At 37.7% G+C, this 21955-nt stretch carries 24 protein-coding genes and 1 riboswitch; of the genes, 4 read left to right on the forward strand and 20 right to left on the reverse strand.

Translation table 11 applies throughout. The annotated features are described in order from the left end of the window. Positions 1–357 precede the first annotated feature (357 nt). Positions 358–1197: a DUF2268 domain-containing protein gene (locus LG296_RS18105; protein ID WP_107934691.1), complete on the reverse strand. Its 840-nt coding sequence runs from the start codon at positions 1195–1197 to the stop codon at positions 358–360. Between the two features lie 135 nt (positions 1198–1332). Here LG296_RS18105 and LG296_RS18110 point away from each other — a divergent pair, with 135 nt between their 5' ends. After that, positions 1333–1584, forward strand: a complete 252-nt coding sequence (locus LG296_RS18110; protein ID WP_107934690.1) for a hypothetical protein — start codon at positions 1333–1335, stop codon at positions 1582–1584. A gap of 107 nt (positions 1585–1691) precedes the next feature. Here LG296_RS18110 and LG296_RS18115 read toward each other — a convergent pair whose 3' ends face one another. From LG296_RS18115 to LG296_RS18125, 3 genes are all read right to left on the reverse strand, one after another. Continuing rightward, positions 1692–2024, reverse strand: a complete 333-nt coding sequence (locus LG296_RS18115) for a helix-turn-helix transcriptional regulator (RefSeq protein WP_107934689.1) — start codon at positions 2022–2024, stop codon at positions 1692–1694. Beyond that, positions 2024–2452, reverse strand: a complete 429-nt coding sequence (locus tag LG296_RS18120; RefSeq protein ID WP_107934688.1) for an SRPBCC domain-containing protein — start codon at positions 2450–2452, stop codon at positions 2024–2026. Before LG296_RS18120 ends, LG296_RS18115 begins: the two co-directional genes overlap by 1 nt. Positions 2453–2553: 101 nt before the next feature. Next, positions 2554–2784, reverse strand: coding sequence for a hypothetical protein (locus tag LG296_RS18125; RefSeq protein WP_107934687.1), 231 nt, complete (start codon positions 2782–2784; stop codon positions 2554–2556). Positions 2785–2919: 135 nt separating this feature from the next. Here LG296_RS18125 and LG296_RS18130 point away from each other — a divergent pair, with 135 nt between their 5' ends. Then, positions 2920–4677: a sulfatase-like hydrolase/transferase gene (locus LG296_RS18130; protein WP_235867614.1), complete on the forward strand. Its 1758-nt coding sequence runs from the start codon at positions 2920–2922 to the stop codon at positions 4675–4677. Positions 4678–4938: 261 nt separating this feature from the next. Here the strand turns inward: LG296_RS18130 and LG296_RS18135 are convergent, their stop codons facing one another. The 9 genes from LG296_RS18135 to LG296_RS18175 all read right to left on the reverse strand — a co-directional run bounded on the left by LG296_RS18135 (position 4939) and on the right by LG296_RS18175 (position 13685). Beyond that, entirely contained in the window at positions 4939–5448 is a 510-nt protein-coding gene (locus LG296_RS18135; RefSeq protein ID WP_107934686.1) for a YfiT family bacillithiol transferase, read from the reverse strand. An 18-nt stretch (positions 5449–5466) separates the two neighbouring features. Further along, positions 5467–6645 (reverse strand): MFS transporter, encoded by a 1179-nt coding sequence (locus LG296_RS18140; protein ID WP_404427243.1) that lies wholly within the window; start codon positions 6643–6645, stop codon positions 5467–5469. Between the two features lie 176 nt (positions 6646–6821). Continuing rightward, positions 6822–8042, reverse strand: a complete 1221-nt coding sequence (locus LG296_RS18145) for a methyl-accepting chemotaxis protein (protein ID WP_107934685.1) — start codon at positions 8040–8042, stop codon at positions 6822–6824. Between the two features lie 168 nt (positions 8043–8210). Next, positions 8211–9203 (reverse strand): bile acid:sodium symporter family protein, encoded by a 993-nt coding sequence (locus LG296_RS18150; RefSeq protein ID WP_107934684.1) that lies wholly within the window; start codon positions 9201–9203, stop codon positions 8211–8213. Between the two features lie 142 nt (positions 9204–9345). After that, positions 9346–9921 (reverse strand): MerR family transcriptional regulator, encoded by a 576-nt coding sequence (locus tag LG296_RS18155; protein ID WP_107934683.1) that lies wholly within the window; start codon positions 9919–9921, stop codon positions 9346–9348. A gap of 131 nt (positions 9922–10052) precedes the next feature. Further along, complete coding sequence (gene nrdF, locus LG296_RS18160; protein WP_107934682.1) at positions 10053–11027, reverse strand: class 1b ribonucleoside-diphosphate reductase subunit beta; 975 nt, start codon at positions 11025–11027, stop codon at positions 10053–10055. Continuing rightward, entirely contained in the window at positions 11015–13108 is a 2094-nt protein-coding gene (nrdE, locus tag LG296_RS18165; RefSeq protein WP_107934681.1) for a class 1b ribonucleoside-diphosphate reductase subunit alpha, read from the reverse strand. Before nrdE ends, nrdF begins: the two co-directional genes overlap by 13 nt. Beyond that, complete coding sequence (gene nrdI / locus LG296_RS18170; RefSeq protein WP_107934680.1) at positions 13108–13464, reverse strand: class Ib ribonucleoside-diphosphate reductase assembly flavoprotein NrdI; 357 nt, start codon at positions 13462–13464, stop codon at positions 13108–13110. Before nrdI ends, nrdE begins: the two co-directional genes overlap by 1 nt. Continuing rightward, entirely contained in the window at positions 13461–13685 is a 225-nt protein-coding gene (locus LG296_RS18175) for a glutaredoxin (protein WP_107934679.1), read from the reverse strand. The genes nrdI and LG296_RS18175 overlap by 4 nt, the downstream gene beginning before the upstream one ends. A 131-nt stretch (positions 13686–13816) precedes the next feature. Continuing rightward, positions 13817–13994: riboswitch (cobalamin riboswitch) on the reverse strand. An 86-nt stretch (positions 13995–14080) separates the two neighbouring features. Here LG296_RS18175 and LG296_RS18180 point away from each other — a divergent pair. After that, positions 14081–15550, forward strand: a complete 1470-nt coding sequence (locus LG296_RS18180; protein ID WP_107934678.1) for a bifunctional UDP-sugar hydrolase/5'-nucleotidase — start codon at positions 14081–14083, stop codon at positions 15548–15550. A 55-nt stretch (positions 15551–15605) separates the two neighbouring features. Here the strand turns inward: LG296_RS18180 and LG296_RS18185 are convergent, their stop codons facing one another. Next, a complete protein-coding gene (locus LG296_RS18185; RefSeq protein ID WP_107934677.1) occupies positions 15606–15746 on the reverse strand; it encodes a YjcZ family sporulation protein in 141 nt (46 codons plus the stop codon). 183 nt (positions 15747–15929) lie between these two features. Beyond that, positions 15930–16535, reverse strand: coding sequence for a LysE/ArgO family amino acid transporter (locus LG296_RS18190; RefSeq protein WP_107934676.1), 606 nt, complete (start codon positions 16533–16535; stop codon positions 15930–15932). 99 nt (positions 16536–16634) lie between these two features. Here LG296_RS18190 and LG296_RS18195 point away from each other — a divergent pair, with 99 nt between their 5' ends. Beyond that, positions 16635–18065: a PLP-dependent aminotransferase family protein gene (locus LG296_RS18195; RefSeq protein ID WP_107934675.1), complete on the forward strand. Its 1431-nt coding sequence runs from the start codon at positions 16635–16637 to the stop codon at positions 18063–18065. A gap of 156 nt (positions 18066–18221) precedes the next feature. On the opposite strand, the gene LG296_RS18200 is transcribed toward LG296_RS18195, so the two are convergent. The 5 genes from LG296_RS18200 to LG296_RS18220 all read right to left on the reverse strand — a co-directional run bounded on the left by LG296_RS18200 (position 18222) and on the right by LG296_RS18220 (position 20830). Next, positions 18222–18749, reverse strand: a complete 528-nt coding sequence (locus tag LG296_RS18200; RefSeq protein WP_107934674.1) for a DNA topology modulation protein — start codon at positions 18747–18749, stop codon at positions 18222–18224. Between the two features lie 25 nt (positions 18750–18774). Further along, positions 18775–19203, reverse strand: a complete 429-nt coding sequence (locus tag LG296_RS18205; RefSeq protein WP_107934673.1) for an NUDIX domain-containing protein — start codon at positions 19201–19203, stop codon at positions 18775–18777. Between the two features lie 48 nt (positions 19204–19251). Next, complete coding sequence (locus LG296_RS18210; protein WP_107934672.1) at positions 19252–19716, reverse strand: NUDIX domain-containing protein; 465 nt, start codon at positions 19714–19716, stop codon at positions 19252–19254. Positions 19717–19729: 13 nt separating this feature from the next. Continuing rightward, positions 19730–20410 (reverse strand): HAD family hydrolase, encoded by a 681-nt coding sequence (locus LG296_RS18215; protein ID WP_107934671.1) that lies wholly within the window; start codon positions 20408–20410, stop codon positions 19730–19732. An 87-nt stretch (positions 20411–20497) separates the two neighbouring features. Beyond that, entirely contained in the window at positions 20498–20830 is a 333-nt protein-coding gene (locus tag LG296_RS18220; protein WP_235867615.1) for a MazG nucleotide pyrophosphohydrolase domain-containing protein, read from the reverse strand. Positions 20831–21955: the final 1125 nt, after the last annotated feature.

Consider the following 21955-nt stretch of genomic DNA (forward strand, 5'->3'; position numbering starts at 1 on the left):
CCATTTAGAACCCCTCCAAAAAATTTCAAATACAAGTAAGCTAAAAATAAGCTATTTGGATAAAAAAATTTTAGAGGCTTGACAAAAAGCCATACGACTTTTTTATTAGATACCCTTAAAAGTGAAGGTTAAAACGCGAATATTAAAAAAGGAGAGATTTATTTCACTTTCGCGAATTAAAAGGAAGTCGCTTATCGCTAACTCACTGAGTAAAGCTCCAAATTTTGAGGGGGGAAAATCAATTTATAAAGCTCATCTGAAAGCGTTTGGCTGTTGATGATGCAGTTTGGGTTTGAAATGCTGGTGATTTGATTGATATAGCTTAGCAAATTGCACTTCTTTGCAAATAACGACGGGTTAACTCAATTTAAAAGCTGAGCCCTTCAAAATTTCAGCTGCACTCATTTTAAACAATTCAGTTATGTCGTTGATATCCTGATTCTCTATATATGAGCAGACGATTCTGTAGCCGATACAATAGCCACTCCAATGGGGGATTCCTTCTGCCAAATTACCATATAAAAATGAGAAGTGGTTATCCACACCCTTCACCTTTAATGCTGGCACAAAGAATTTTGTCCACAGGTCCAGACAGTTTTCCTGTGAATATCTCTTTGTCCACGGGGATAGCCATTGCTCCCCATATAAGTTTTCCACAGCATATTCAGCCATCCCTTCCATAATTAATGTATCAAGCAACTCCGTTTTATATGGGGACTTATTTAAATAGGACATTCTACAAATATGATGATACTCATGTGCCAGCAACGCCTTTAATTCTTCTGATTCTAGTTTTGCACCTACAAATAAAAATAGTAGTCCATTATAGGAAACACCGTTCTTCCTAACTTCCACACCTTCCATTATCGGTCGATGTTTTGTGAGAGGGTAAATGAAAATAGGCACATCCGGTCCACCCCATTCCTGTTGTAAGTACTTATATTCACTCCTAATGGTTTCCCATACTTGCTCATTTTCAAGATCCCTCAATATCTCATCGATTGCCGGACTCTCATCTGGATTAAACAATCCCCTTGTTAATAACTCTCTCTGGATATCTTCTGGTGTAGCTTGTGGAAAGAAATCCTTTAACGGACTGGCTATCAATTTTCGATGAACTTCTTCTAAGTTCCCCTGGAGGTTTTTAGATAATTCACTCAAGTTTTTTAGTATTGAAACCGTATCTTCTACTGACATCTATTTCTCTCCCTCTTAAAACTATTATTTCTATAATTTATTGCTTAATAGAAATATCCATTAGACTCCTAACATGTGTCAGCAAAAATAAGTTTCATATATTGATTATTAGTCTACTAAAAAGGAGGGAATAGGATGCATCCAAGAGAAGCATATGCGCTTTGCTGCCGTCATATGGGAAAAAAAGTTCGCATTGTTGAAACGTCCGGCCGTCGACATGTCGGAACAATTACTAGAGTTGAAAGAAACATGGTTTGGATTATGCCAGAGAGTGGTTTTGGTGGATTGGGACTTGGTTTTTGGGGCTTCGGTGGTGGCGGATTAGGGATTGGCATTGCAATCGGTGCCATTGCGGGAATCTTTTTAGCAAACGCATTTTGGTGGTAATCTAGGTAGAAGTACAAAACTCGGCTAGAATAAAACGAGTTAATGTTATTCCTTAACCGTCAAAAAAGAATCTATTTTAGACACACACATCTAAAATAGATTCTTTTCTACTTATTTAAAGTATCATTTTCAACTACATACTTTAATTTCGTTAATTTGTTATACCAGAATTTCTCATAGTAAGAGAGCCACTCCTGTAATTCCTTCAAGGGCTCGGGTTGCAGTTGATAGATTTTTTCTCTGCCGCTTTTTTCACCACGTACTAATCCTGCTTCCGTTAAAACATTGAGATGCTTCACAACTGCATTTCGACTTACTTCAAAATGAGAAGAGAGTTCGGCAATAGATTGGTTTTTTACCGAAAGTAGTCGAATTACTTCTCTCCTAGTTGGATCGGCTATTGCCTGAAATATATCCCCTTTTTGTAGTTCAGAACCCATTAAGCCTCAGCCACTTGTTTTAATTTTTGAACAATACCTGCCCAACCTAGATTCATTGTTTCGCGGATTGCTGATTGTGGACGCTGCGCTTTAGGAACAATCGCATCTCCTTCTTTCCATCCGCCATGGATTACAGTAAATTCTGTTTCACTGCCCAAATCCTTTAGAAGGAAAGATAACTCCCAGCCATCTGTATCCCATTGAATCGAAATTTTGTTCGGCTCTTCAACTTCTATTACTTTACAAGGAGAAGGACCAAATGGGGATTGAACTGTAAATTCGTGTCCAACCTCCAATTTGAAATCACTTGGCATAAACCATTCAGCAATTCCTTGGGCTGTTGATACATATTCCCATACCTTTTGAATCGGTGCGTTTATGGCTATTGTTTGAACAATATCCGGTAGATTTTTATGTTCATTTGACATGTGATAAGTGCTCCTTTAAATCAATATATAACTATTAGGTGTTATTTGCCGATTATATATAACCTAAAGGTGTTATGTCAAACTTCAACAGGAATTGGTATTTAAAAAATGAAAATAAATATAGCAAATAGTAATGGAATTATCGTTAATATAAAACCGATTTTCGTCAGCTTCTTAATAAATAAGAACACGATTCCAATAATCCAAAGCCCTACAAAAAAGGCATCATCATATACAGCTCTTTCAAAGCCGCCTTCCAAAATTGGTATGGAAATGAAAAAAGCAAAAATAGCTGTCCAAACAATATGTATAATTCTGTAAATATTAAACATAAGAACCTCCCTTTCTTCTATTTAATTACTAACGCGTTCATGCACTGAAAGGATTCGACATACAGTAATCTATACAATTATTCTAACCCTTATAAGCAGTGCTACATATAATAATACATTAAAGGGGTGAAAATTTTGTATTCGACAAATGATCCTATAGAATTTAAACGACCTAATATTCTTTTTTTAATCGTCGATGAGCAACGTTACCCGCCCTGTTATGAAACCGAAGCTATAAAGGAATGGAGAAAGGAAAATTTAATTACACAAGAAATTTTACGGGAAAAAGGACTATCCTTTTTAAACCACTATATTGGCAGTACTGCGTGTTCTCCGAGCAGAACGACACTTTTTACCGGGCAATACCCTTCTCTCCATGGTGTAACGCAAACTACGGGGGCAGCCAAAGGAGCATTTGACCCAAACGTATTTGGGCTTGGAGCAAATACAGTTCCGACTTTAGGCAATTATTTTCGTACAGCAGGCTATCAAACATTTTGGAAGGGAAAATGGCATCTTTCAAGCGAGGGCATTTTGATTCCTGGTACACATAATGCCTTACCAAGCTATGATTCAAGTGGCATTTCTGATTCTTCAAAAGTAAAGCTCTATGGAATGGCAAATCGATTGAATGCATATGGCTTTGATGATTGGATTGGACCTGAACCTCATGGAGCAGATCCTCGAAATTCTGGATCCTCAGCCAAAGTCGGGTTAAATGGACGCGATGAAATTTACGCAGAAGAGGTTGTGGAATTAATTCAATCATTGGAACAGAACCCGAAGTCAAGCCAGCCTTGGCTCATAGTCTCATCTTTGGTAAACCCGCACGATATCACTCTTTACGGATCACTTTCTAGACTAAGCCCGCACTATAATTTTGAAATTGACCCTTCGATACCAGAGATTCCACCTTCTCCTACATCAAAGGAGGATTTACGTACAAAACCAAAGGCTCAAATGAGCTATAGAGATGTTTATCAGAACGCCTTTCAGCCAACAATTGACTCAGAATTTTATAGACAGCTATACTATTCACTTCACAAACGGGTGGACGAAGAACTATTCAAAATTTATACAGCCCTGGCAAATTCCATTTTCTACGAAGATACTATCATTATTTTCACATCTGATCACGGCAGTTTACTTGGGGCTCATGGTGGCCAGTTCCAAAAATGGCATAGCGCATATGAAGAAGCGCTGCATGTACCTTTCGTCATCCATAGTCCAAAGCTATTTGCCGAGCCTCGTGAAGCAGAAATGTTAACTAGTCATGTAGATGTTATTCCAACATTGTTAGGGCTAGCTGGCATCGATATAGATAAGGTGCAGGATGAATTACGTAAAACTCACTCTGAGGTACACCCTTTTGTCGGCAAAAATCTTACTCCTTTCATTAAGCGAGAAGAGCCTTTAATTCAGGTAAATGAGCCCCTTTACTTTATGACAGATGACGAGGTGACAAAAGGCTTAAACCAAACAACAGTAGATGGTGAGCCCTATACACCTGTATGTCAGCCAAATCATATAGAGAGTGTCATTATAAAGCTGCCTACCGGTGAAAATGATACAGAAGAGATTTGGAAATATGTACGTTATTTTGATAACCCACAATTTTGGAGCTCTCCAAATTGTGAGGATATTGAAACAACGAAAATTTTCACAACGAAGCTTTCAGATACAAAAGAAGCAAGCATGTTCGTCAATTCAACCAAAACCGAACCAGTAGAAGAGGAATATGAATTATATAATCTAACTAGGGACCCTTTAGAAAAATGTAACTTAGTGCACCCTTTACACGAGACCCCTGAAATAAAATTAGTCCAGCTTCTCCTATCACAGGTGTTAAAGCAGCAACGAAAGCAAAAAAGAATTTACCCGAGTAATAAATAATGTACAGGGGGATTTTCTGCTTGTGATGCAGTTCATTCTCTGGTTGAACTGCATCGTGGCTGTTTTTTCTACTCGCAATGCATTTCATCTCCCATATGAACTGCATCACACCGGCATTTTCTACTTATAATCTCCTATATGAACTGCATCGCATCAGCATTCACTACTTGTAACCCACTTCATCTCCCGTATAAACTGCTCCATACTCAGTTCATTCAAAAAAAGTGTCACTCCTGTCTCTTTCGATAAGGAGTGACACTTTTATTTTTCAAGTGCGATTTTGATATGAGCTAGATGGTGATTCCCGTGCCATGCGTAGAGGCAGATGTTTTCCTTTAAGGTAATAACACCAGATTCTGGATGAGTGAAGGTTTTTTCCAGTTCAGCTGGTGTGAGATTTTCAAGCAGGAATCCCCACCTTTCGTGTAAGCCTTGAATCAAAGATAAGGATACTTCTAAAGGGAGAGTGGAATCTGAAAGCTCTGCCCATTTCTCTTCTGAATAAGGTTTTATGGTTGGATTATCCTCGGTTAAAGCTAATTTAAAGCGTATATAGGAGTTCAAATGACTATCCGCGATATGATGGACAAGCTGGCGGATGCTCCACCCACCCTCACGATAAGTATTTTCAAGCACTTTCACATCTAATTCCTTTAAGGCTTCGTTTAATTTAGCTGGCAAACTTTTTATATCGTCAACCCATCCTTGTACCTCTTCAGAAGAAATACTTTCACTGCACGAAAACTTTCCAATTGGATACCTGTCATTCACGCTTAAACCCCTCCACAATCAAATTGCTTTATTCATAGATAGTGCCTTTTTATAAAATACGAGACTTAACAATACGATGACTGCCATAACATAGTATATTTCTCCAATGTAATGAGTTAGAAGCCACCCGCCAAAAATCGGTCCGATAAAGCCGCCGAGATTTTTAAGTTGGGATGCGCCTAAATATGTAGCCTTTTGTGTATCTGGTGCGATTTCTTCAATCATTGCATTCATCATAGGGAAGGCAAAAATCTCACCTATCGAAAAAACAATCATTGCAATAATAAACAATGCCCAGCTCGATGCCATATTAAATAAGATAAAACCTGCAGCGAAGAAACACATACCAAAACTCAAGCTTTTGAAGGACGAGATTTTTTCCGTATACACGCTTATTGGTAGCTGTAACAATAAAACGATGGCAGCATTGATAACGAGTAAAATAGAATATAATTTCACTCCCTCTTCTACCGAAAGATTAACTAGCTGTGGCAAGGTAGAATCATATTGGGAGTAACCAAGACTGATTAGCACACCGCCAGCAAGTAATAGAAGAAGCTTCGTATCTTTACCTACCACTTTTAGCATTTGGGGAAGAGTCTGCCTTCCAGACGCAAGTTGTTGACGCATTTCAAAATGATTCAATAAGCCGATAAGAACAAATCCATACGCAGCATACATCACTCCCGTAATAACAAAAGGCATCACTGCGCTTGACAAACTTGAAATCCATACTCCTAAAACCGGACCGATTACACCAGCAATATTGATACTAGTGTATCGAATTGAGAATAGTCTTCTACGTTTCTCTTTTTCTGTGAAATCAATCATTAGTGCTTGTGTGGCCGGTTCAAAAAAGGAGCGACACAAGCCATTTAAACTACTAAGAATTATAAACAACAACACATTTTGAACTAGAGCAAAGCCTATGAATACGCCACTCCAAACAAAAATAGTGAAAATAATGACAAGCTTTCTGCCTAATTTATCTGTTAAATATCCCCCAAAGATTCCTCCAAAGGTGGCAAATAATTGGGCTGCACCTAATGTTACTCCTATCACTAATGGCGTAGCATGTAACTCATTATGCAGATATAAAGCAAGAAATGGAATGGTCATAAAGCTTGCTGCCCTTGTAAAAATAGTACCAAGTAAAATACTCCATACTAATGGATGGAAATAGTTTAACCCCTTCAAAATATACACCTCAATTTATTCCACTACTGTAGCTAATAACTATCTAAAAATAAAGTGTATTTAGTACTATTTGAATTTTTAGAATTATCATGACTTTGCTATTCCTTTTAGTTAAAACAAAAAAGAGTGTCATCCGAACGTACCGGCTTTGACACTCCTTTAAGTTAATCAGCCTCTTACTTCTTTACCATTCCTTGCAACTGCTCTGCAACTTCTGCTAAGGCACCAGTCGAAGAGAATACTTCATTTAATGCATACGAATTTTGTTCAGATGCTGCTGCAATTTCTGCCATTTTAGATGTAGAGTTTTGAGCTAGCTGTGACACATCCTCGAACGATGCATTCACTTGTTCCGTACTTGCAGACATTTCTTCCACTACTGCAGATAATTCTTGAGTTTGAGCACTTACATTTTCAATTGATGTTAAGATTTGAGTAAATGTTTTCCCTGTAATCTGCACTAGCTCTAATCCATTTTTTGTCTCTATTGTTGCTTTGTTCGTCATTTCATAAGCCTGGTTTGTATCTTCTTGAATCAACTTGATAATTTCTTCAATTTGTTTTGAAGCCTCTTTTGATTGTTCAGCTAAAAGCCTTACTTCGTTTGCAACAACCGCAAATCCCTTTCCATGCTCACCTGCACGTGCCGATTCAATGGCTGCATTTAATGCTAATAAATTAGTTTGGTCAGCAATTCCAGTAATAACGCCGATAATACTACCAATCTTCGTAGATTTATCCTCTAACTCCTTCATAACTGAATTCGTTTCATGATTCACCTTATAGATTGAGTTCATTTGTTCATCGATTTTTTGGATATAATTATTTCCTAGATTTGCTTGTGTTGTCGTTTCAGAAGCAGATTCAGCCACATTATTTGTAGTTTGGGCAACACGACCAATCCCGATAGTGATTTCACTCATTGCCGTAGCACTTTCCTGAATGTTTTTACCTTGTATGTCTACACTGCTAGCAACCTCTTGAATAGATGCAGCCATTTGGTTAGTTGATACATTCGTTTGCTCAGTTGAGGATTTTAAACTACTTGATGATGTCACTAATTGATCTGACACACTATTTAACTGAACGAAGATTGATTTAAGATTTTCCCCCATCTCATGTAAAAATTGAGACAGCTCCCCAAATTCATTTTTCACTTTTGGTGCTTTATCTATTTCAAGTTCTCTTGCTGTAATTTGTCTTGCTATCTTTAACGTTTCTTTTAAAGGTCTTGTAATAGATTTATATGTATAGAGTGTACCTACTACTAATATACCGATTCCTACCGCACTTATGATCACTATTTCCATTGATGCCGTGAATAAAATATTAGCTATCAAAAGAACAATTACCAATAAATTTCCTACATAAAGTCCTCTTGTTGCTTTTATGCCCATGTGATTTACAACTCCTTCTAAATTTATTCCTATAACAAAAGTAACATTTTTCTGAATACTTAGCCATAGAACAAAAGTAGCCGAACAAGGACTTTTGTTGAACAAAAATGAGAGATATATTAGTTCATACCTCCCACTCTTTACTATTAAATTAATAAATCTCTAATCTTAGACAGAGGAGCTCTCATGTTTTAGCAGCTCTTCCTTTGAAAGACATCTTTCATTATATTTTTCCTTATACCTCTCTAGCACTCTACTAAATTGTGAGGCGAGTATTTGCTGGAAGAGCATTCCGAAGACCACCGGCATAACCACTTTTGGTGGAAAGTAAGTACTAGCGATTACTACTCCGACGGCAATATTACGCATCCCCCCTGTAAATACAATAGTTGTAATGACCTCAAAGTCTTTAAATAAGAAGTGACCCAATAGCAAACACATTATATAGCCTGAGATGGCTAGTAATAAAACTACTACTATAATCCAAATGATTTCCCATGTTATATTTTTCAAATAAGGTGCAATGGCGCTACTATTGATACCTACGATTAAAAACAAACTCAGCTTCTGAAAAGGGGCTAGTGTTTTCCCCAGTGTTTGATTGATCTCTCCTTTAGTCCACTCATTCAGTAAAACAGCTGCAATCGAGGGTAATACAATCATCCACATTAAATCTAGCATAATGGACATTGTGTTAATTTCAACTTTTTCCCCTACTACAAAATGAACTAAGGTTGGTAGGATAATTGGTGAAAGAATTGTATCAATTAAAATGATTGATAAACATAGCGGTAGGTGCCCCTTACAAATACTCGCCCAAATAAAGCTCGTTACTCCAGTAGGAACGGCAACGGAAAGAATAAAGCCTATGATTAATAAATGATCATCAAATAAGAGGGTTGAGATAAAATACGCCCAAACAGGCATAAGAATATGTAAAAATGCAATGGTAGTGAGGATAACCCAGGGGTATTTCATGAAGCTTCGCAGGCCTTGAAAATTCATGCTTAAACTACCAGCAAAGGTCATAAAAGCGAATAACACAGGAACAAGAAATGCTAATTGCCCACCTATATCCTCGAGTAATACACCAATTATCAAGCTAAGGGGTGTTAGGATCGGCATGAGTTTTTGGAGGCGTTTATTAATATCAGCTAACATCGAAGCCCTTCTTTCTAAAAATTCTATAAACTTTACTATACTCCAATTTACAGTAGTTGGTAAATAGTTCTTTAAAAACAAAAATAGCCTGCGTCATCATCATTCGCAAGCTACCGCTAATCGCTATTAAATTGATTTTCTGTCATTTCCAAAATTGCCACCATCGTTTTTTCTTTCTCTCCCTTTCCTTTACCGCTTCTACTTCAGCAGTTGCTACTGCAAGCTGCCTTCTTGTTTCCATAGATTCCTTCATGGCAAACATTAATTTCTTATCTCTCTCTTCAATACTCGTTTTGAAGGTTTGCTCTTGTTGAATTAACTGTTCAAGAAGCTTCTTATTGAATTCCATTTGCTCATTTTTAAATACTGAAAATTCCTCTAGAAGATTGTTTATGTCGTGCATTTCTGTGAATTTTTTTTGTAGACTGTCTTTTAGTTCGTCTGGAGTTGTACCAAGGATTTCACTTATAGCTTGTTTGATCGTCAGGGAGCTAGAGTTTTTAAGATCGACTACTTTTTTAATCATTTCAATGTCTTTTTTATAGTAAATGAAATGTCCATTTTTGTTCTTTTGGAAGTCGTAATGATGCTTTTGCATTAGCCTGCAATAATTCCTTAGAGTTCTTTCCTGAACACCTACTATTTTACTAACTGCCACCGTATTATAAATAAGGTCTTCACCAGTTGATGTATCCGATACTACCGCTATATCTGACATACATATCACCCCTTACTCTATACAGTTCGCAAAAAATTACTACATTCCTTTAAAAATCGTTCTACAAATATAGACATGTATTGCAAGAAAAACTCACAAAAGCAAGAGTTTAGCCTTTATGAGTTTCATATTTAAATTCTATTTTTAAAATTAAAGGTTTCATCAGTAATAGATGCTACTTTGGCTTTGGCATAGGAAGAGCCTTTTTGACTAAAAAAGTCATTAGTAGACCCTTCATTGCGAATCCCATTCATCACAATTGGATTTACTTCCTCCTCTGGGAACATCGCTTCAAAGCCAACATTCATCAAGGCCTTATTGGCGTTATAGCGTACGTATGCCTTTACATCTGGGGAAAGGCCCGTTTCTGCATATAAATCATCAGTATAGTCCATTTCATTTTGATATAAATCCAGTAAAAGGTCATATCCCCAAACCGTTAGCTCCTCTTGCTTCTGCTTCGAAAATTGCTTGAATAAATTCTGAGCAAAGAAGCCCACTGCAACTCCATGGATAGATTCATCTCGTAAAATGAGCGAAATGACCTCTGCTGAATTACGCAGGATTCCTTGACCGCCCAAATAGAGAGGATAGAAAAAGCCGGAATAGAATAAGAAGGACTCTAGCATAACGGAAGAGAACATCGCCTTCCATAAGCTTTCTGAATTTCCTTCCTCTATATTGTTGTAGATATCCGCAATTTTAGTTGCCTTGTACTGAAGATATTCGTTTTTCTTTACCCACTCAAATAATTCGTCAATTTCTGTGTTTGTACATAGAGTAGTGAAAATATAAGAGTAAGATTTTGCATGGATGGCTTCAAAAGCCCCGAAAACAGTGAAAACAGCTTTTTCCTGTAAATCTGTTGCATAGGTAGCAATTTGGTTCATGCCAATATTAGTTTGTACGGTATCAAGGAGTGTAAGCCCAGCAAATACCTTTTTGTATGTTTCCTGATGCTCAAAGCTTTGCCACTGTTTCACATCCTTACTAACTGCAATTTCTTCTGGGAACCAAATCTGCTTCCATTGTTGGTCCCAAAAAACTTGTGCAAGCTCGCTTGTCGGTTTATTCCAATTGACGGCCTCATAAATTATATTTGACATGCTATACACTCCTCTAATGTTTGTAATCGTTGACGTACATAGTAAACTGATTTAATGCCGCGCATCCAAGCATAGATATAGATTTTGGCTAGCTGTTCAGTTGTCCACGCATCCGTTACATAGAGCGTCATCGAAATCCCTTGGTCCACATGCTTTTGGGCAGCAGCATATAAATCGATTAGGTCATAAGCATTGACATCATATGCTTCAACATAGAGGTGAGCATTATCATTATTTAAGAATGGCATTGGGTAAATGGTGCGGCTATCGGCATAATCGCGTACCTCCACGCGTTCTGTAGAGGGGGCGATGGAAGCCGTGCAGGATCTTATATAACTTATGGATCCAGTAGGAGCAACAGCCATTCTATAGCTATTGAACAAACCATACTTTTTCACACCTTTAGCTAGCTCCTTCCACATTGCTGCTGTTATAATCGGCACATTCCCTAGGGCTCGTATTGTAACAGTCTGGAAAGGCTTTTCCTCTTTATTGATATACGAGTCAAAATAGTTTCCATTTGCATATTCACTCTCTTCAAATCCATAAAAAGTCTCTCCGCGCTCTTTCGCAATCTCCATCGAGCTTTTTAGAGAATAATAGTTTAAAGCTTCCATAAAGCCATCTATAAATTCAATAGATTCCTTTGAGCCATACATGATGCCTTGCGTCACTAAATGCCCGTGCAAATTCATCACACCGAGACCAACTGAATGCATGAGTTTATTTGCCTTAGCAACAGATGGTACATTTTTGATATAAGTCATTTGGGATACATTCGTTAACAGCCTCATTGCCGTATCAACTAACTTCCCAAAATCAGCTACCTTACTTGCCTCATGCATATCAATTGAGCCTAGATTACAGGATACATCCAAACCATAGTCATTCGGTTCATCTTGATCTGTGATAATACTCTTTTGCTGCACCTGTAATATTTCCGTACATAGATTTGACATTTGAACGCGCCCAATATTTTTCAGTGGGTGCACTTCATTCACGTTATCATCAAAAATTTCAAAAGGGTAACCAGATTCAAATTGCGCTTTTTTCACTTCTGTATAAAGCTTTCGCGCATTTAATCGTTTAATTTTTCGAACCCTTGGATTATCCAGTAGCTCGTGATACATTTCCGAAATTGAAATTTCAGACATTCTTTTTCCATATTCTTTGTAAATATCGTATGGACTAAAGAGCACAATATCCTTATCCCGCTTCATCAGTTCAAAGAAAATACTCGGAATAATTATCCCAGTAGACAATGTCGCTAAACGGATTTTGTCATCTGCATTTGGTTTTTTGGAAGAAATAAAATTCTCAATATCAGCATGGAAAATATTTAAGTATACAACGCCCGAACCGTTACGTTGGCCGAGCTGATTAGAATAACTAAAGGAATTTTCTAGAAGCTTAGCAACCGGTATTACACCACTTGCCCGATTTTGGATTTCCTTAATTGGATCTCCTAATGGGCGCAAGTCCGTTAAGTTAACACCCACCCCACCACCAAGGCGTGAAAGCTCCAAACAATAGCCAATATTTTCAGCAATACTATTCATAGAGTCGTCCATCGATAGCTTAAAGCAGCTTACTAGTTCCCCACGTGCCTTCTTCCCGCTATTTAAAGCTGTTGGTGTAGCAGGTTGATAGGCTTCCATCATCGCCTCCACAGCTCGTTCTGCTAATTCTGCATCTCCTTGAGCCAGATACAACGCAATTATCACAATACGATCCTCATATTTTTCAAGAATCTCTTCACCATCACGACTCTTCATAGCATAACTATCGTAAAATTTACTTGCACTCATAAAAGAGGGAAAGCGAAAGTTGTAATCATATGCTTTTTTATATAAATGTTTAATAAATTCTAAGTCATACAGTTCAATAAACTCTTTCTCGTAATAACCTTCCTCTACTAAATAACGAAGCTTTTCTTCAATATCGATAAAGTACCGCAAGCGAACGTTCACATATTCTAAAAAGTAACGTCGTGTAGCCTCACGATCCTTTTCTAGCTCTAATTGTCCCGTTGTGTTATAGCGATTGAGCACATCATTATTTAACTTTAAATACGTCTTCATTACATCACCCTCGTTTCATAAAACTGTTGAATCATTTCATAATCCTTTTGATATCCACGCAATTCTATTTTCCGTACCAATGGCACCTGATAGCGTGAGACTATTTTGTCTCCTGCTCCACCAAATACGTGATGACCAAAGTTGCTATTGCCACTGACTACAACACCTTTACAGAGAGAGCCATTATGTTCTAAAAATTGGGCAACCTTTGTCGGAATATCTCCAAACCCATCTGTATAAGTAATTAATAAATAAGGCTTGTCCAGCTGAAGTCCTTCTTTAATCTCCACGGCTTCACCCTGTATTTTGGAAACGACATAACGTACATTCCCAGTTCTGCTTGCGTAAGCAATCATTGTGCAACCAACTCGATTTGCGAAATGATCTCTTTAACGTCCCCTATCAAGCGCCCTTCAATTTCTAAAACTGGAACTGTTAGTAACCCTGACTGAATAAGAAATTCTTTTTCATGTGGTTCATGATCGATATTGACCTCTTCGACTATAACTTTCGCTTTTTCCAGCTCTGATTTTACCCACATGCATTTTGGACATACCGTTTTTGTATATAATTTCATCGAATCTCTCTCCTTGTGGTAATTTTTCAAAATAAAAAGGCTATCTCTTCGAAAAGAGATAGCCTAAAAATGGAAACGTCCTAAGTGAATTGAAAAAGGGTACGTCCCCATTTCTCAATCCCCGAAGAAATGAATGATCTGTTTTACTAGGCAGGTCTCCTGGCTTAGCTTCACCCTTTGATTCCCTTCCCATGAAAACACAGTGGTATCGAATCATTGTCAGCATCACAGTTGCGGGGACAGCGTCGGAATTACACCGAACTTCCCTATTAAACTACATGTAGTAGTACCTAGTTAAAACAAACACAATATATAGTTTTAATTTACGAAGATAAGTGTAGCATAAATTCTAATATTATGTAAATGAGTAAATCTTCATTTGCTATACTAAAAATATGATAAAAAAAGACAGAGAATTAGTGGTGAAAAATATGTCCTTTTCCATCTTAGTTACGAGTGATATCCATGGACGACTCGATCGTTTTGAGAAATTAGTCAAGCAAATGAAATCCTTAAATGCTGATTTAGTAATTGATAACGGAGATTTTCTTGATGGTAGTCCAGCCACTTTTTATTATCAGCACATCCAAAAAAGCCAGCATCCAATGATTGAGCTAGCAAATCAAATCTATGATATTGCGATTTTAGGAAATCATGAATTTCATAACAGTCTTCTAGCTCTAGAAAAATTACGCTCTGATTGTCGTTTTCCTTGGATTAGCTGCAATATCAAAGACTTCGCTAAACCGTATTACGTGCAAAACATTAACGAAAAAAAGTTTGTCATTGTAGGTGCTACTACTCACTTTACACCTATGTGGGACGAGCATGGATATGTGAAGGAGCTAATATTTGAGGACGCTTTAAAAGCACTGCATTTCTGGGTAGATTATGTAAAAGAGCATGAAAAACCTGATTATCTCATCGTTTCCTATCATGGAGGCTTTTCCGAGGACCCTTCAACAGAGGCTGTATTCCAAGCGAGAACCGGTGAAAATCAAGCAAATGAAATTCTAGAAACGATTCAGGATATTGATTTACTTATCACTGGTCACCAGCATTTATATATAAATACAAGGCTGCAGAACACTTTGATTATTCAACCGACTTCTCACAGCAATGGTTTTTTCGAGGTTCAAATCGATTTTGAAGAGGGACATAGTCATGCAATCTTCCATCAACTAGAGGATAGTCAATTTTCTTATCCAGCAGAAGTTGAAGAATGGTTAGATCAAGAGCTCACATACATACAGGATGACTATTCATATAAGGGTTTATTGTCCTCCAGGCTTTCTAGCCATCCTTTTATACAGCTAACTCATGACATGCAGCTCAAAGCTACAAATGCCGAAATTTCTGTTTGTGATCTTTTGTATTTGGAGAAAGGTGGGTTCAAAGGTAGCATAACCAATCGGGTTTTACTTAAGAATTCTCCACGAGAGCATAAGTTACAGGTCATTTCACTTTCAGGGGCTGAAATAAAAGAATTAATGGAGTTAAGTGCCGCCGTTTTAGCACTCAATAAAGCTGGCGAAATTGATTTTAGTACAAATGTTTTCCCTGGTACCCAACAAGCCTATCAATATGATTTCTGGGGCGGAATTTCTTATGTATTTGATGTGAAGGAGCCAGTGGGGCAACGTGTACAGGAGATAGTTTTCGAGGGTAAGCCACTTGGAATGCATCAACATTATCAGGTAGTATTCAACAGCTATCGTTTAACCGGGGTTGATTTTCCTTTATTAAAAAATCGAGAAATCCTTTATGAAGCAACTCAAACAGTTCCTTTTTTATTTAAGGGCTATTTACAAGCTTGCTTCCCTAAAGCTGTTCCGAATCATGGACACTTTAAAGTACGGTACTAATTACTAAAGCCCTCCAAAAAATTTGGAGGGCTAGCTTTTTCTACTTTGTTAAATATTAGAAGCCGTATCCACCGCTACCACCGAAGTAGTAAGCACCAACAATAATTAGAAGAATGAATAGTACTACTAATAAAGCGAACCATGAACCGTTTTCACCAGTTCCGTAACCGAAATCACCGCCAACACTTTTACCCATTCTAAAACACCTCCTCATTTCGTCGAACTCAGTATCAATATATGCACCTTTGATATTGTGTTCTAGACGAATGTATTGGTGAGAATGCCTAGTTTGTAGTGGAAAACCCTATAGGCGTAGCTTTTACACAGGATTTTAAAAGGCTCAAATACATTTTTATTTTTATGATTTCCTTTTTAGGGTTTAACTAAAAATACCCATAAGCAAGTACAGAGCAGTTCCCCAAATAAAAAGAGCTGAGCATTTATTAAATAAAATAAAAATTTTGTTTGGAATGTGGAATTTTTTCAAAATTGCTCCTAAAGTTACTAAGCCCAAAAACCAAATCCAAGACACGACTACACAAGCCAATGTAAACAAGAATTGCTCTTGCCCACTGTACTTAATAGCACTGGTTCCTATTACACCAATTGTATCTAATAAGGCATGAGGGTTAAGCAATGAAACAGAAAGTGCAAAAAGGATTTGCTTTTTTAACGGCAGGGCTTCTTCACCTTCGACATTAGCAGCGGGAGAAGTCCAAGTCACCTTCCCCATATATAAAAGAAAAAGGATTCCTCCCACTAACAAAACAAGACGCAGCCATTCAAATTGCAAAACAATGAGCGATAGTCCCAAAATGGCAAGTACAATCAATACAGTATCGCAAATTGCAGCGGTAATTGTTGCAGGCAATGCTTTAACTATGCTGGGTTGGGTAACGCCCTGAGTAAATACGAAGATATTTTGCACCCCTAAAGGTAAAATAAGTCCAAATGCAAGTAAAATTCCATGTAACAAAGGTTCCATCTCTCTAACCCCTTTCCTCTCTATCATACATGTGCTATAAATAGAAAAAAGGTCCAATTGGATGGATTTTTACCCACCCAATTTCAAAGGAGATAACAAATGAACTGGCAACCAAATCGCTCCTTAGCAACCAGCTTATCAAATCAAATCGTTCAATGGATAACAGAACAAATACAAAGCGGTGAGTGGCCACTTGGAACTAAATTACCTCCCCAACGCCAGCTCGCACTATCTTTTGGTGTTAATCGCAGTACACTTCAAGAAGCAATTGACGAGCTGAAGGCTAATGGACTTCTATCTTCTAAGGCTGGCTCGGCTACTTATGTAGCGAATGATTCCTGGAATTTACTCGTGAAGCAAAAACAAACAAATTGGCAGCACTACATAGAAACTAGCATCCACAAAGCAAACTACCAAACCATTCAATTAATAAATGAATTTGAACAAGATGACACCGTAATACGATTAGGTACAGGTGAGCTAAGTCCTTCTCTATTGCCTACCGCTGAGCTACAGAACTCTCTTAGCGAGGTGAATTTGGATGGGAAGTCGATTGGCTATTCATCCCCCCAAGGAAGCCTTAGTTTGCGTCAGTCGATTTGCCAATACGTTAAAAGGCGTGGTATTGAGACAACACCTGAAAACATTTGTATTGTCTCAGGAGGGCTTCAAGCACTACAGCTAATTGCTCTTGGGTTACTCGAAACAGGATCATTCGTTTTTCAAAATCAATTCTCTTATTTAAATTCGATTCACACCTTTCAATCCTTTGGCATGAATCTCTATTCTTTAACTGACAGCCAATTTACTACCGAAGCAATCGAACGGATTCGTAAAAAGCGCCAAGCCATTTTATATACTATACCTAGTCTTCATAACCCAACTGGTGTAAGTATGACTTTAAAAGAGAAAAAAAGATTATATAATTTAAGCGAAGCACTTCAATTACCCATGATAGAAGATGATGTTTACTTTGAATTACTTTTTGATAATCCTACCCCAGCTATAAAATCCTTTGATCAGACAGGACAAGTCCTATACATTGGCAGCGTTTCAAAAACATTGAGTCCTGGGTTACGAATTGGTTGGGTGATTGCTTCTAAAGCAGTCATTAAACGATTAGCTGATATAAAAATGCAAATGGATTATGGCTCAAGTGCGATTTCACAGCAAATCGTCGAATACTGGCTACGTACAGGGAAATATGAAGAACATATTGGCCACTTAAAAGCTGAGCTTAAAAAGCGGGCAGCGTATACGGAGAAATTACTAAAACAGCATTTTAGTAATCTTGCTTCTTGGGAATCACCTAAGGGCGGATTTTATATTTGGTTAAAATTCCATAAGCCTCTTGTAACGACCGAGCTATTTATGCGCTTGCTCAAGAAAAAAGTACTTATTAACCCCGGCTATATTTATGCACCAAATGACGCTCATCATATCCGCCTCTCCTTTGCCTATAGCTCCGAGGCTGAGCTAAAACGGGGCATTGAAATACTTTATGCGGAAGTAAAACTGCTTTTAAAATGAAAAAATAGCATGGGAAATGTACACTCCCATGCTATTTCAATCACTAATTCACATATAGTTGCTGCTTTCTTTTTGTCTTATGGCTTAGTCTAGAATATAAATATAAATATAAATATAAATGGTATAACCTATTCTATTAGAAGGATAATCAAACCATCAGCCGTTCAAATTTCCGGCTGTTTCAATAGTATGTAAAAATCTTTTTATTTCTTTTGGGGAAGTTAAGATAATAATCTCTTTATTACTTGAAAATGATTCTAACTTTCTCAATATCTCAAGCCTTTTTGTTTTGGGAAAATTCCAGACCCACTTTAAGAATTCAAGATCTAGTCTTTCATCGCACCCTTCTCCCATATCAGGTCGCGTCTTATTTCGATACTGGAATCTCCTTTTAATGATGCGATACGCACAAAGTGTTCGAGGGAAATCTAGAAAAATAACAGTATCGGCTTTGTTTAAACGTATGTCCATTGTACCACCATAATTGCCATCAAAAATCCAATATTCATTTTCTACTAATTCACTTTGCACCATTTTTTGCTCTTCTCTAGAAGCCCCCACCCAGCCTGGTTTCCAGAACAACGCATCCAAATGAAAAACCTCAATCTTCAAGAGCTTCCCAAGCTTTCTTGCTAAAGTCGACTTACCAGCACCACCTGAACCGATTATTGCAATTCTTTTCATAGAAGCCCTCCTTACTTGAAATAATCTAAATCCGTTTACTCAGGACTTTCCGAGCAAGCTCAAGATTTCTTTTTAAATAATCCGGGACTTCAGGATGAGATAATATTTGATTAGTGCTCATCCAAATGACTCCATCAACCTCTTCAGTACTTTTTGCAAAGGCTTCACCAGTTTCATATTCACAAAGAAAAACTACATCTACTACATGCAGTCCTGTATCAGTCACAAAAGAAGTGCTATTTACATATTCAAGATTTTTTACCTTTATGCCCACCTCTTCAAATATTTCACGCTCAAGAGTTCTTTCTAAGATATCAGTTGAATCTCCTTCTTTTTCGACCTTTCCGCCTACCAAAGAAAGTGTTCCCCCTGCATGCTCTTCTTTCTTACTACGCTCAATTAATAGCCAATTTCCATCCCTATAAATTGCACCTTCAACATTTACGATAAACATTTAATGTCCCCCTTTATGAAATTTCATTAACTATAAGTAAGTCACTTTTTAATTAATATCCCCTAAATAAACAGGAAAGATTTTTCCCTCCATATGCTCAATAATGTACTTTCGCATAGTCTGAGGATATAGTCTAAAGTTTAATAGTTCTTTTAAAGGTAACCATTCCACTCCAATTTGTCCTTCATCTGGGACAATTCCATTACCGATATCATTGCTTTTTTCACTCAGACTACATAAAAACATATATTCAGTCTGATGAACCTTTGAATCAAATTCGAAATGCTCATGATTTTTCCCAATGTATTCTCTTAAAAAGAGTAGGTCACCTATTTCTACTTCTGCATTTATTTCTTCAATGCACTCTCTTTTTAATGTTTCATGAAGATTTTCACCATGCACCTGTCCACCACCTGGTAAGATATAATAGTAGCCATCTTTATCTTCTTTCTTAATAGCTAGCAGTTTATTATCCTGTACAATAATTGCTTTTGCTGAATTTCTTATGCTCATTTTTTACCTCCGTCTAGTTTTTTTCTCTATTTATCTCTTCAATAATTAATATCAGTTCTTTCAAATCATCAATGATAAAATCAGCATTCACCTGATTCTGGTTCCATTGCTTATCTTTTTTCCATACACTTACCATGCCTGCAGATTTTGAAGCCCTAACATCATTCTCTGGATGATCACCTACGAAAATAGTTTCGTGAGGTGCCACATTTATTTGGTTGAGTGCTTTTAGAAAAATTTCGGGATTTGGTTTTTTCATGCCTTCCCATTCTGAAATAAGAATTGTTTCAAAATAATGTTCTATCCCTAAAGCTTTTATGTTATCCATTTGAAACTGCCCTTTTCCATTTGTTATCATACCTAGCCTAATGGAATGAGCCTTTAAGCTTTCTAATATACTTATTAAATTTCCAAAGGGGATACAACAATGGTGGAACTCAGTTAAATAATCATGAAGTAACTTCTCCCAAGATACTTCGATTATTTCAAATTCATCAACCATCTGTCGGTACACTTTATCCTTCCAAACATATCCTCGGCAATCCAGCTCAATAAATCTTGATATGTATTTTTCTTTCGGAATATGACCAACCCATTGTATTAAACGTTCATATTGGTATTCTATAAATTTTTGTACAGAGGCATCTCTGTTTAATAGAGTGCCATCTAAATCAAAAACCACTGATTTAATCATGTAAAAGCTACCTCCCTTCTCCTTTGTAACAGTTGATGTACTAGGAATAGCCACCTATAATTGAGGAATTTTTCATTCCCCAATAGACTAGCTATGATCTTTGTTTACTCTCGCTTTGATTTCGTCCATTTTTTTATAGAAGCTATCTTCTAAATCAATATCCAGGTAGTTTGCGAACTTCAGTAAATATGCGATGCAATCCGAAAGCTCTTTACCGATATCCTCCTTATGAAGGTCTTTCGCTATTTTGAATGCCTCATTTTCATGCATTCCTTCATCATTTACTAGTTTGTATGTTTTATTGAAAATACCTCTAAACTCTTCAGCTACCTCACTGACCTCTGTAGTTAGGAGCATATAGTTATGTAAAATTGAATCCTTGGAATCTCTATAATTTTCATCTGAAATTTCCCAATTCATCTCTCGTTGAAAGCTACTTAAAAAAGCCTGTATATCCCTCACAATCATCACCCTAATCTCGTAAATTTTATAGATAATTTTAACATAAATATCCAGGAGGGAAACGATATTTGACGTGTCGTTTTTTAATGAACTTATTGCGTTATAGTCGATCGCGTGTTGGCGACGTGAAATCTCGTGAATTTTCCGTATGTAAGATATTTTTAGCGTTTACTCTTGGAATGAATACCACTTTTAAGATGGCTTCTGGGTGGGGAGGTTTTCATTTGGTGGATGAACTTCATTTTGCTTTATTTGTTTGATTTTTTTGACTTTCATTTGACTTATGACTTGTAGTAGCGTTGCTGTATCGTCGTAATACCGCTCACTTTGCTACCTTTGAGCGCGGTTTCTCTGCCGCATCGTCGCAATACCGCTCACTTTGCTACCTTCCTTTGCGGTTCCTCTGCCTAATCGTCGCAATACCACTCGCTTTGCTACCTTCCATTGCGGTTCCTCTGCCCCATCGGCGCAATACCACCCTCTTTGCTACCTTCCACCGCGTTTCCTCTGCCTCATCGGCGCAATCTCGCTCGCTTTGCTACCTTCCACCGCGTTCTCCCTTCTCTATCGTCGCAATACCACTCGCTTTGCTACCTTCCGCCGCTGTTCCCCTGCCTCGTCGTCGCAATACCGCTCGCTTTGCTACCTTCCGCCGCGGTTCCTCTGCCCCATCGGCGCAATACCACCCTCTTTGCTACCTTCCACCGCGTTTCCTCTGCCTCATCGGCGCAATCTCGCTCGCTTTGCTACCTTCCATTGCGGTTCCTCTGCCCCATCGTCGCAATCTCACCCTCTTTGCTACCTTCCACCGCGTTCTCCCTTCTCCATCGTCGCAATACCGCTCGCTTTGCTACAACCTTCGAGCTACTTCCTCGTCCAATCGTCGTAATCTCCCCCCACTTTACTACCTTCTGAAGTATTTCCCCCACCATCCTGTAGCAATACCACTCGTCACACCGCCTCTTCGTGATACCGAATCTCACAATCCTCGCCGAGCCCAAGCTATTTCGCCGCAATCCTGCCACAAATCCCCCCGCAATCTCCTCAAAATAAAATTAATTTAATATTGACAAAATTCAATTA

Origin of the sequence: Ureibacillus chungkukjangi (assembly GCF_044795995.1) — a bacterium.
GTDB lineage: Bacteria > Bacillota > Bacilli > Bacillales_A > Planococcaceae > Ureibacillus > Ureibacillus chungkukjangi.

Excerpts from the sequence above, each read along its gene's own strand:
- LG296_RS18180 (WP_107934678.1), top strand. The coding sequence starts at position 14,081 with ATGATAAAAAAAGACAGAGAATTAGTGGTGAAAAATATGTCCTTTTCC.
- LG296_RS18110 (WP_107934690.1), top strand. The coding sequence starts at position 1,333 with ATGCATCCAAGAGAAGCATATGCGCTTTGCTGCCGTCATATGGGAAAA.
- LG296_RS18150 (WP_107934684.1), bottom strand. The coding sequence starts at position 9,203 with ATGTTAGCTGATATTAATAAACGCCTCCAAAAACTCATGCCGATCCTA.
- LG296_RS18125 (WP_107934687.1), bottom strand. The coding sequence starts at position 2,784 with ATGTTTAATATTTACAGAATTATACATATTGTTTGGACAGCTATTTTT.
- LG296_RS18220 (WP_235867615.1), bottom strand. The coding sequence starts at position 20,830 with ATGAATTGGGAAATTTCAGATGAAAATTATAGAGATTCCAAGGATTCA.
- LG296_RS18195 (WP_107934675.1), top strand. The coding sequence starts at position 16,635 with ATGAACTGGCAACCAAATCGCTCCTTAGCAACCAGCTTATCAAATCAA.
- LG296_RS18190 (WP_107934676.1), bottom strand. The coding sequence starts at position 16,535 with ATGGAACCTTTGTTACATGGAATTTTACTTGCATTTGGACTTATTTTA.
- nrdF (WP_107934682.1), bottom strand. The coding sequence starts at position 11,027 with ATGTCAAATATAATTTATGAGGCCGTCAATTGGAATAAACCGACAAGC.
- LG296_RS18155 (WP_107934683.1), bottom strand. The coding sequence starts at position 9,921 with ATGTCAGATATAGCGGTAGTATCGGATACATCAACTGGTGAAGACCTT.
- LG296_RS18145 (WP_107934685.1), bottom strand. The coding sequence starts at position 8,042 with ATGGGCATAAAAGCAACAAGAGGACTTTATGTAGGAAATTTATTGGTA.
- LG296_RS18200 (WP_107934674.1), bottom strand. The coding sequence starts at position 18,749 with ATGAAAAGAATTGCAATAATCGGTTCAGGTGGTGCTGGTAAGTCGACT.
- nrdE (WP_107934681.1), bottom strand. The coding sequence starts at position 13,108 with ATGAAGACGTATTTAAAGTTAAATAATGATGTGCTCAATCGCTATAAC.
- nrdI (WP_107934680.1), bottom strand. The coding sequence starts at position 13,464 with ATGATTGCTTACGCAAGCAGAACTGGGAATGTACGTTATGTCGTTTCC.
- LG296_RS18185 (WP_107934677.1), bottom strand. The coding sequence starts at position 15,746 with ATGGGTAAAAGTGTTGGCGGTGATTTCGGTTACGGAACTGGTGAAAAC.
- LG296_RS18210 (WP_107934672.1), bottom strand. The coding sequence starts at position 19,716 with ATGAGCATAAGAAATTCAGCAAAAGCAATTATTGTACAGGATAATAAA.
- LG296_RS18115 (WP_107934689.1), bottom strand. The coding sequence starts at position 2,024 with ATGGGTTCTGAACTACAAAAAGGGGATATATTTCAGGCAATAGCCGAT.
- LG296_RS18105 (WP_107934691.1), bottom strand. The coding sequence starts at position 1,197 with ATGTCAGTAGAAGATACGGTTTCAATACTAAAAAACTTGAGTGAATTA.
- LG296_RS18175 (WP_107934679.1), bottom strand. The coding sequence starts at position 13,685 with ATGAAATTATATACAAAAACGGTATGTCCAAAATGCATGTGGGTAAAA.
- LG296_RS18205 (WP_107934673.1), bottom strand. The coding sequence starts at position 19,203 with ATGTTTATCGTAAATGTTGAAGGTGCAATTTATAGGGATGGAAATTGG.
- LG296_RS18215 (WP_107934671.1), bottom strand. The coding sequence starts at position 20,410 with ATGATTAAATCAGTGGTTTTTGATTTAGATGGCACTCTATTAAACAGA.
- LG296_RS18120 (WP_107934688.1), bottom strand. The coding sequence starts at position 2,452 with ATGTCAAATGAACATAAAAATCTACCGGATATTGTTCAAACAATAGCC.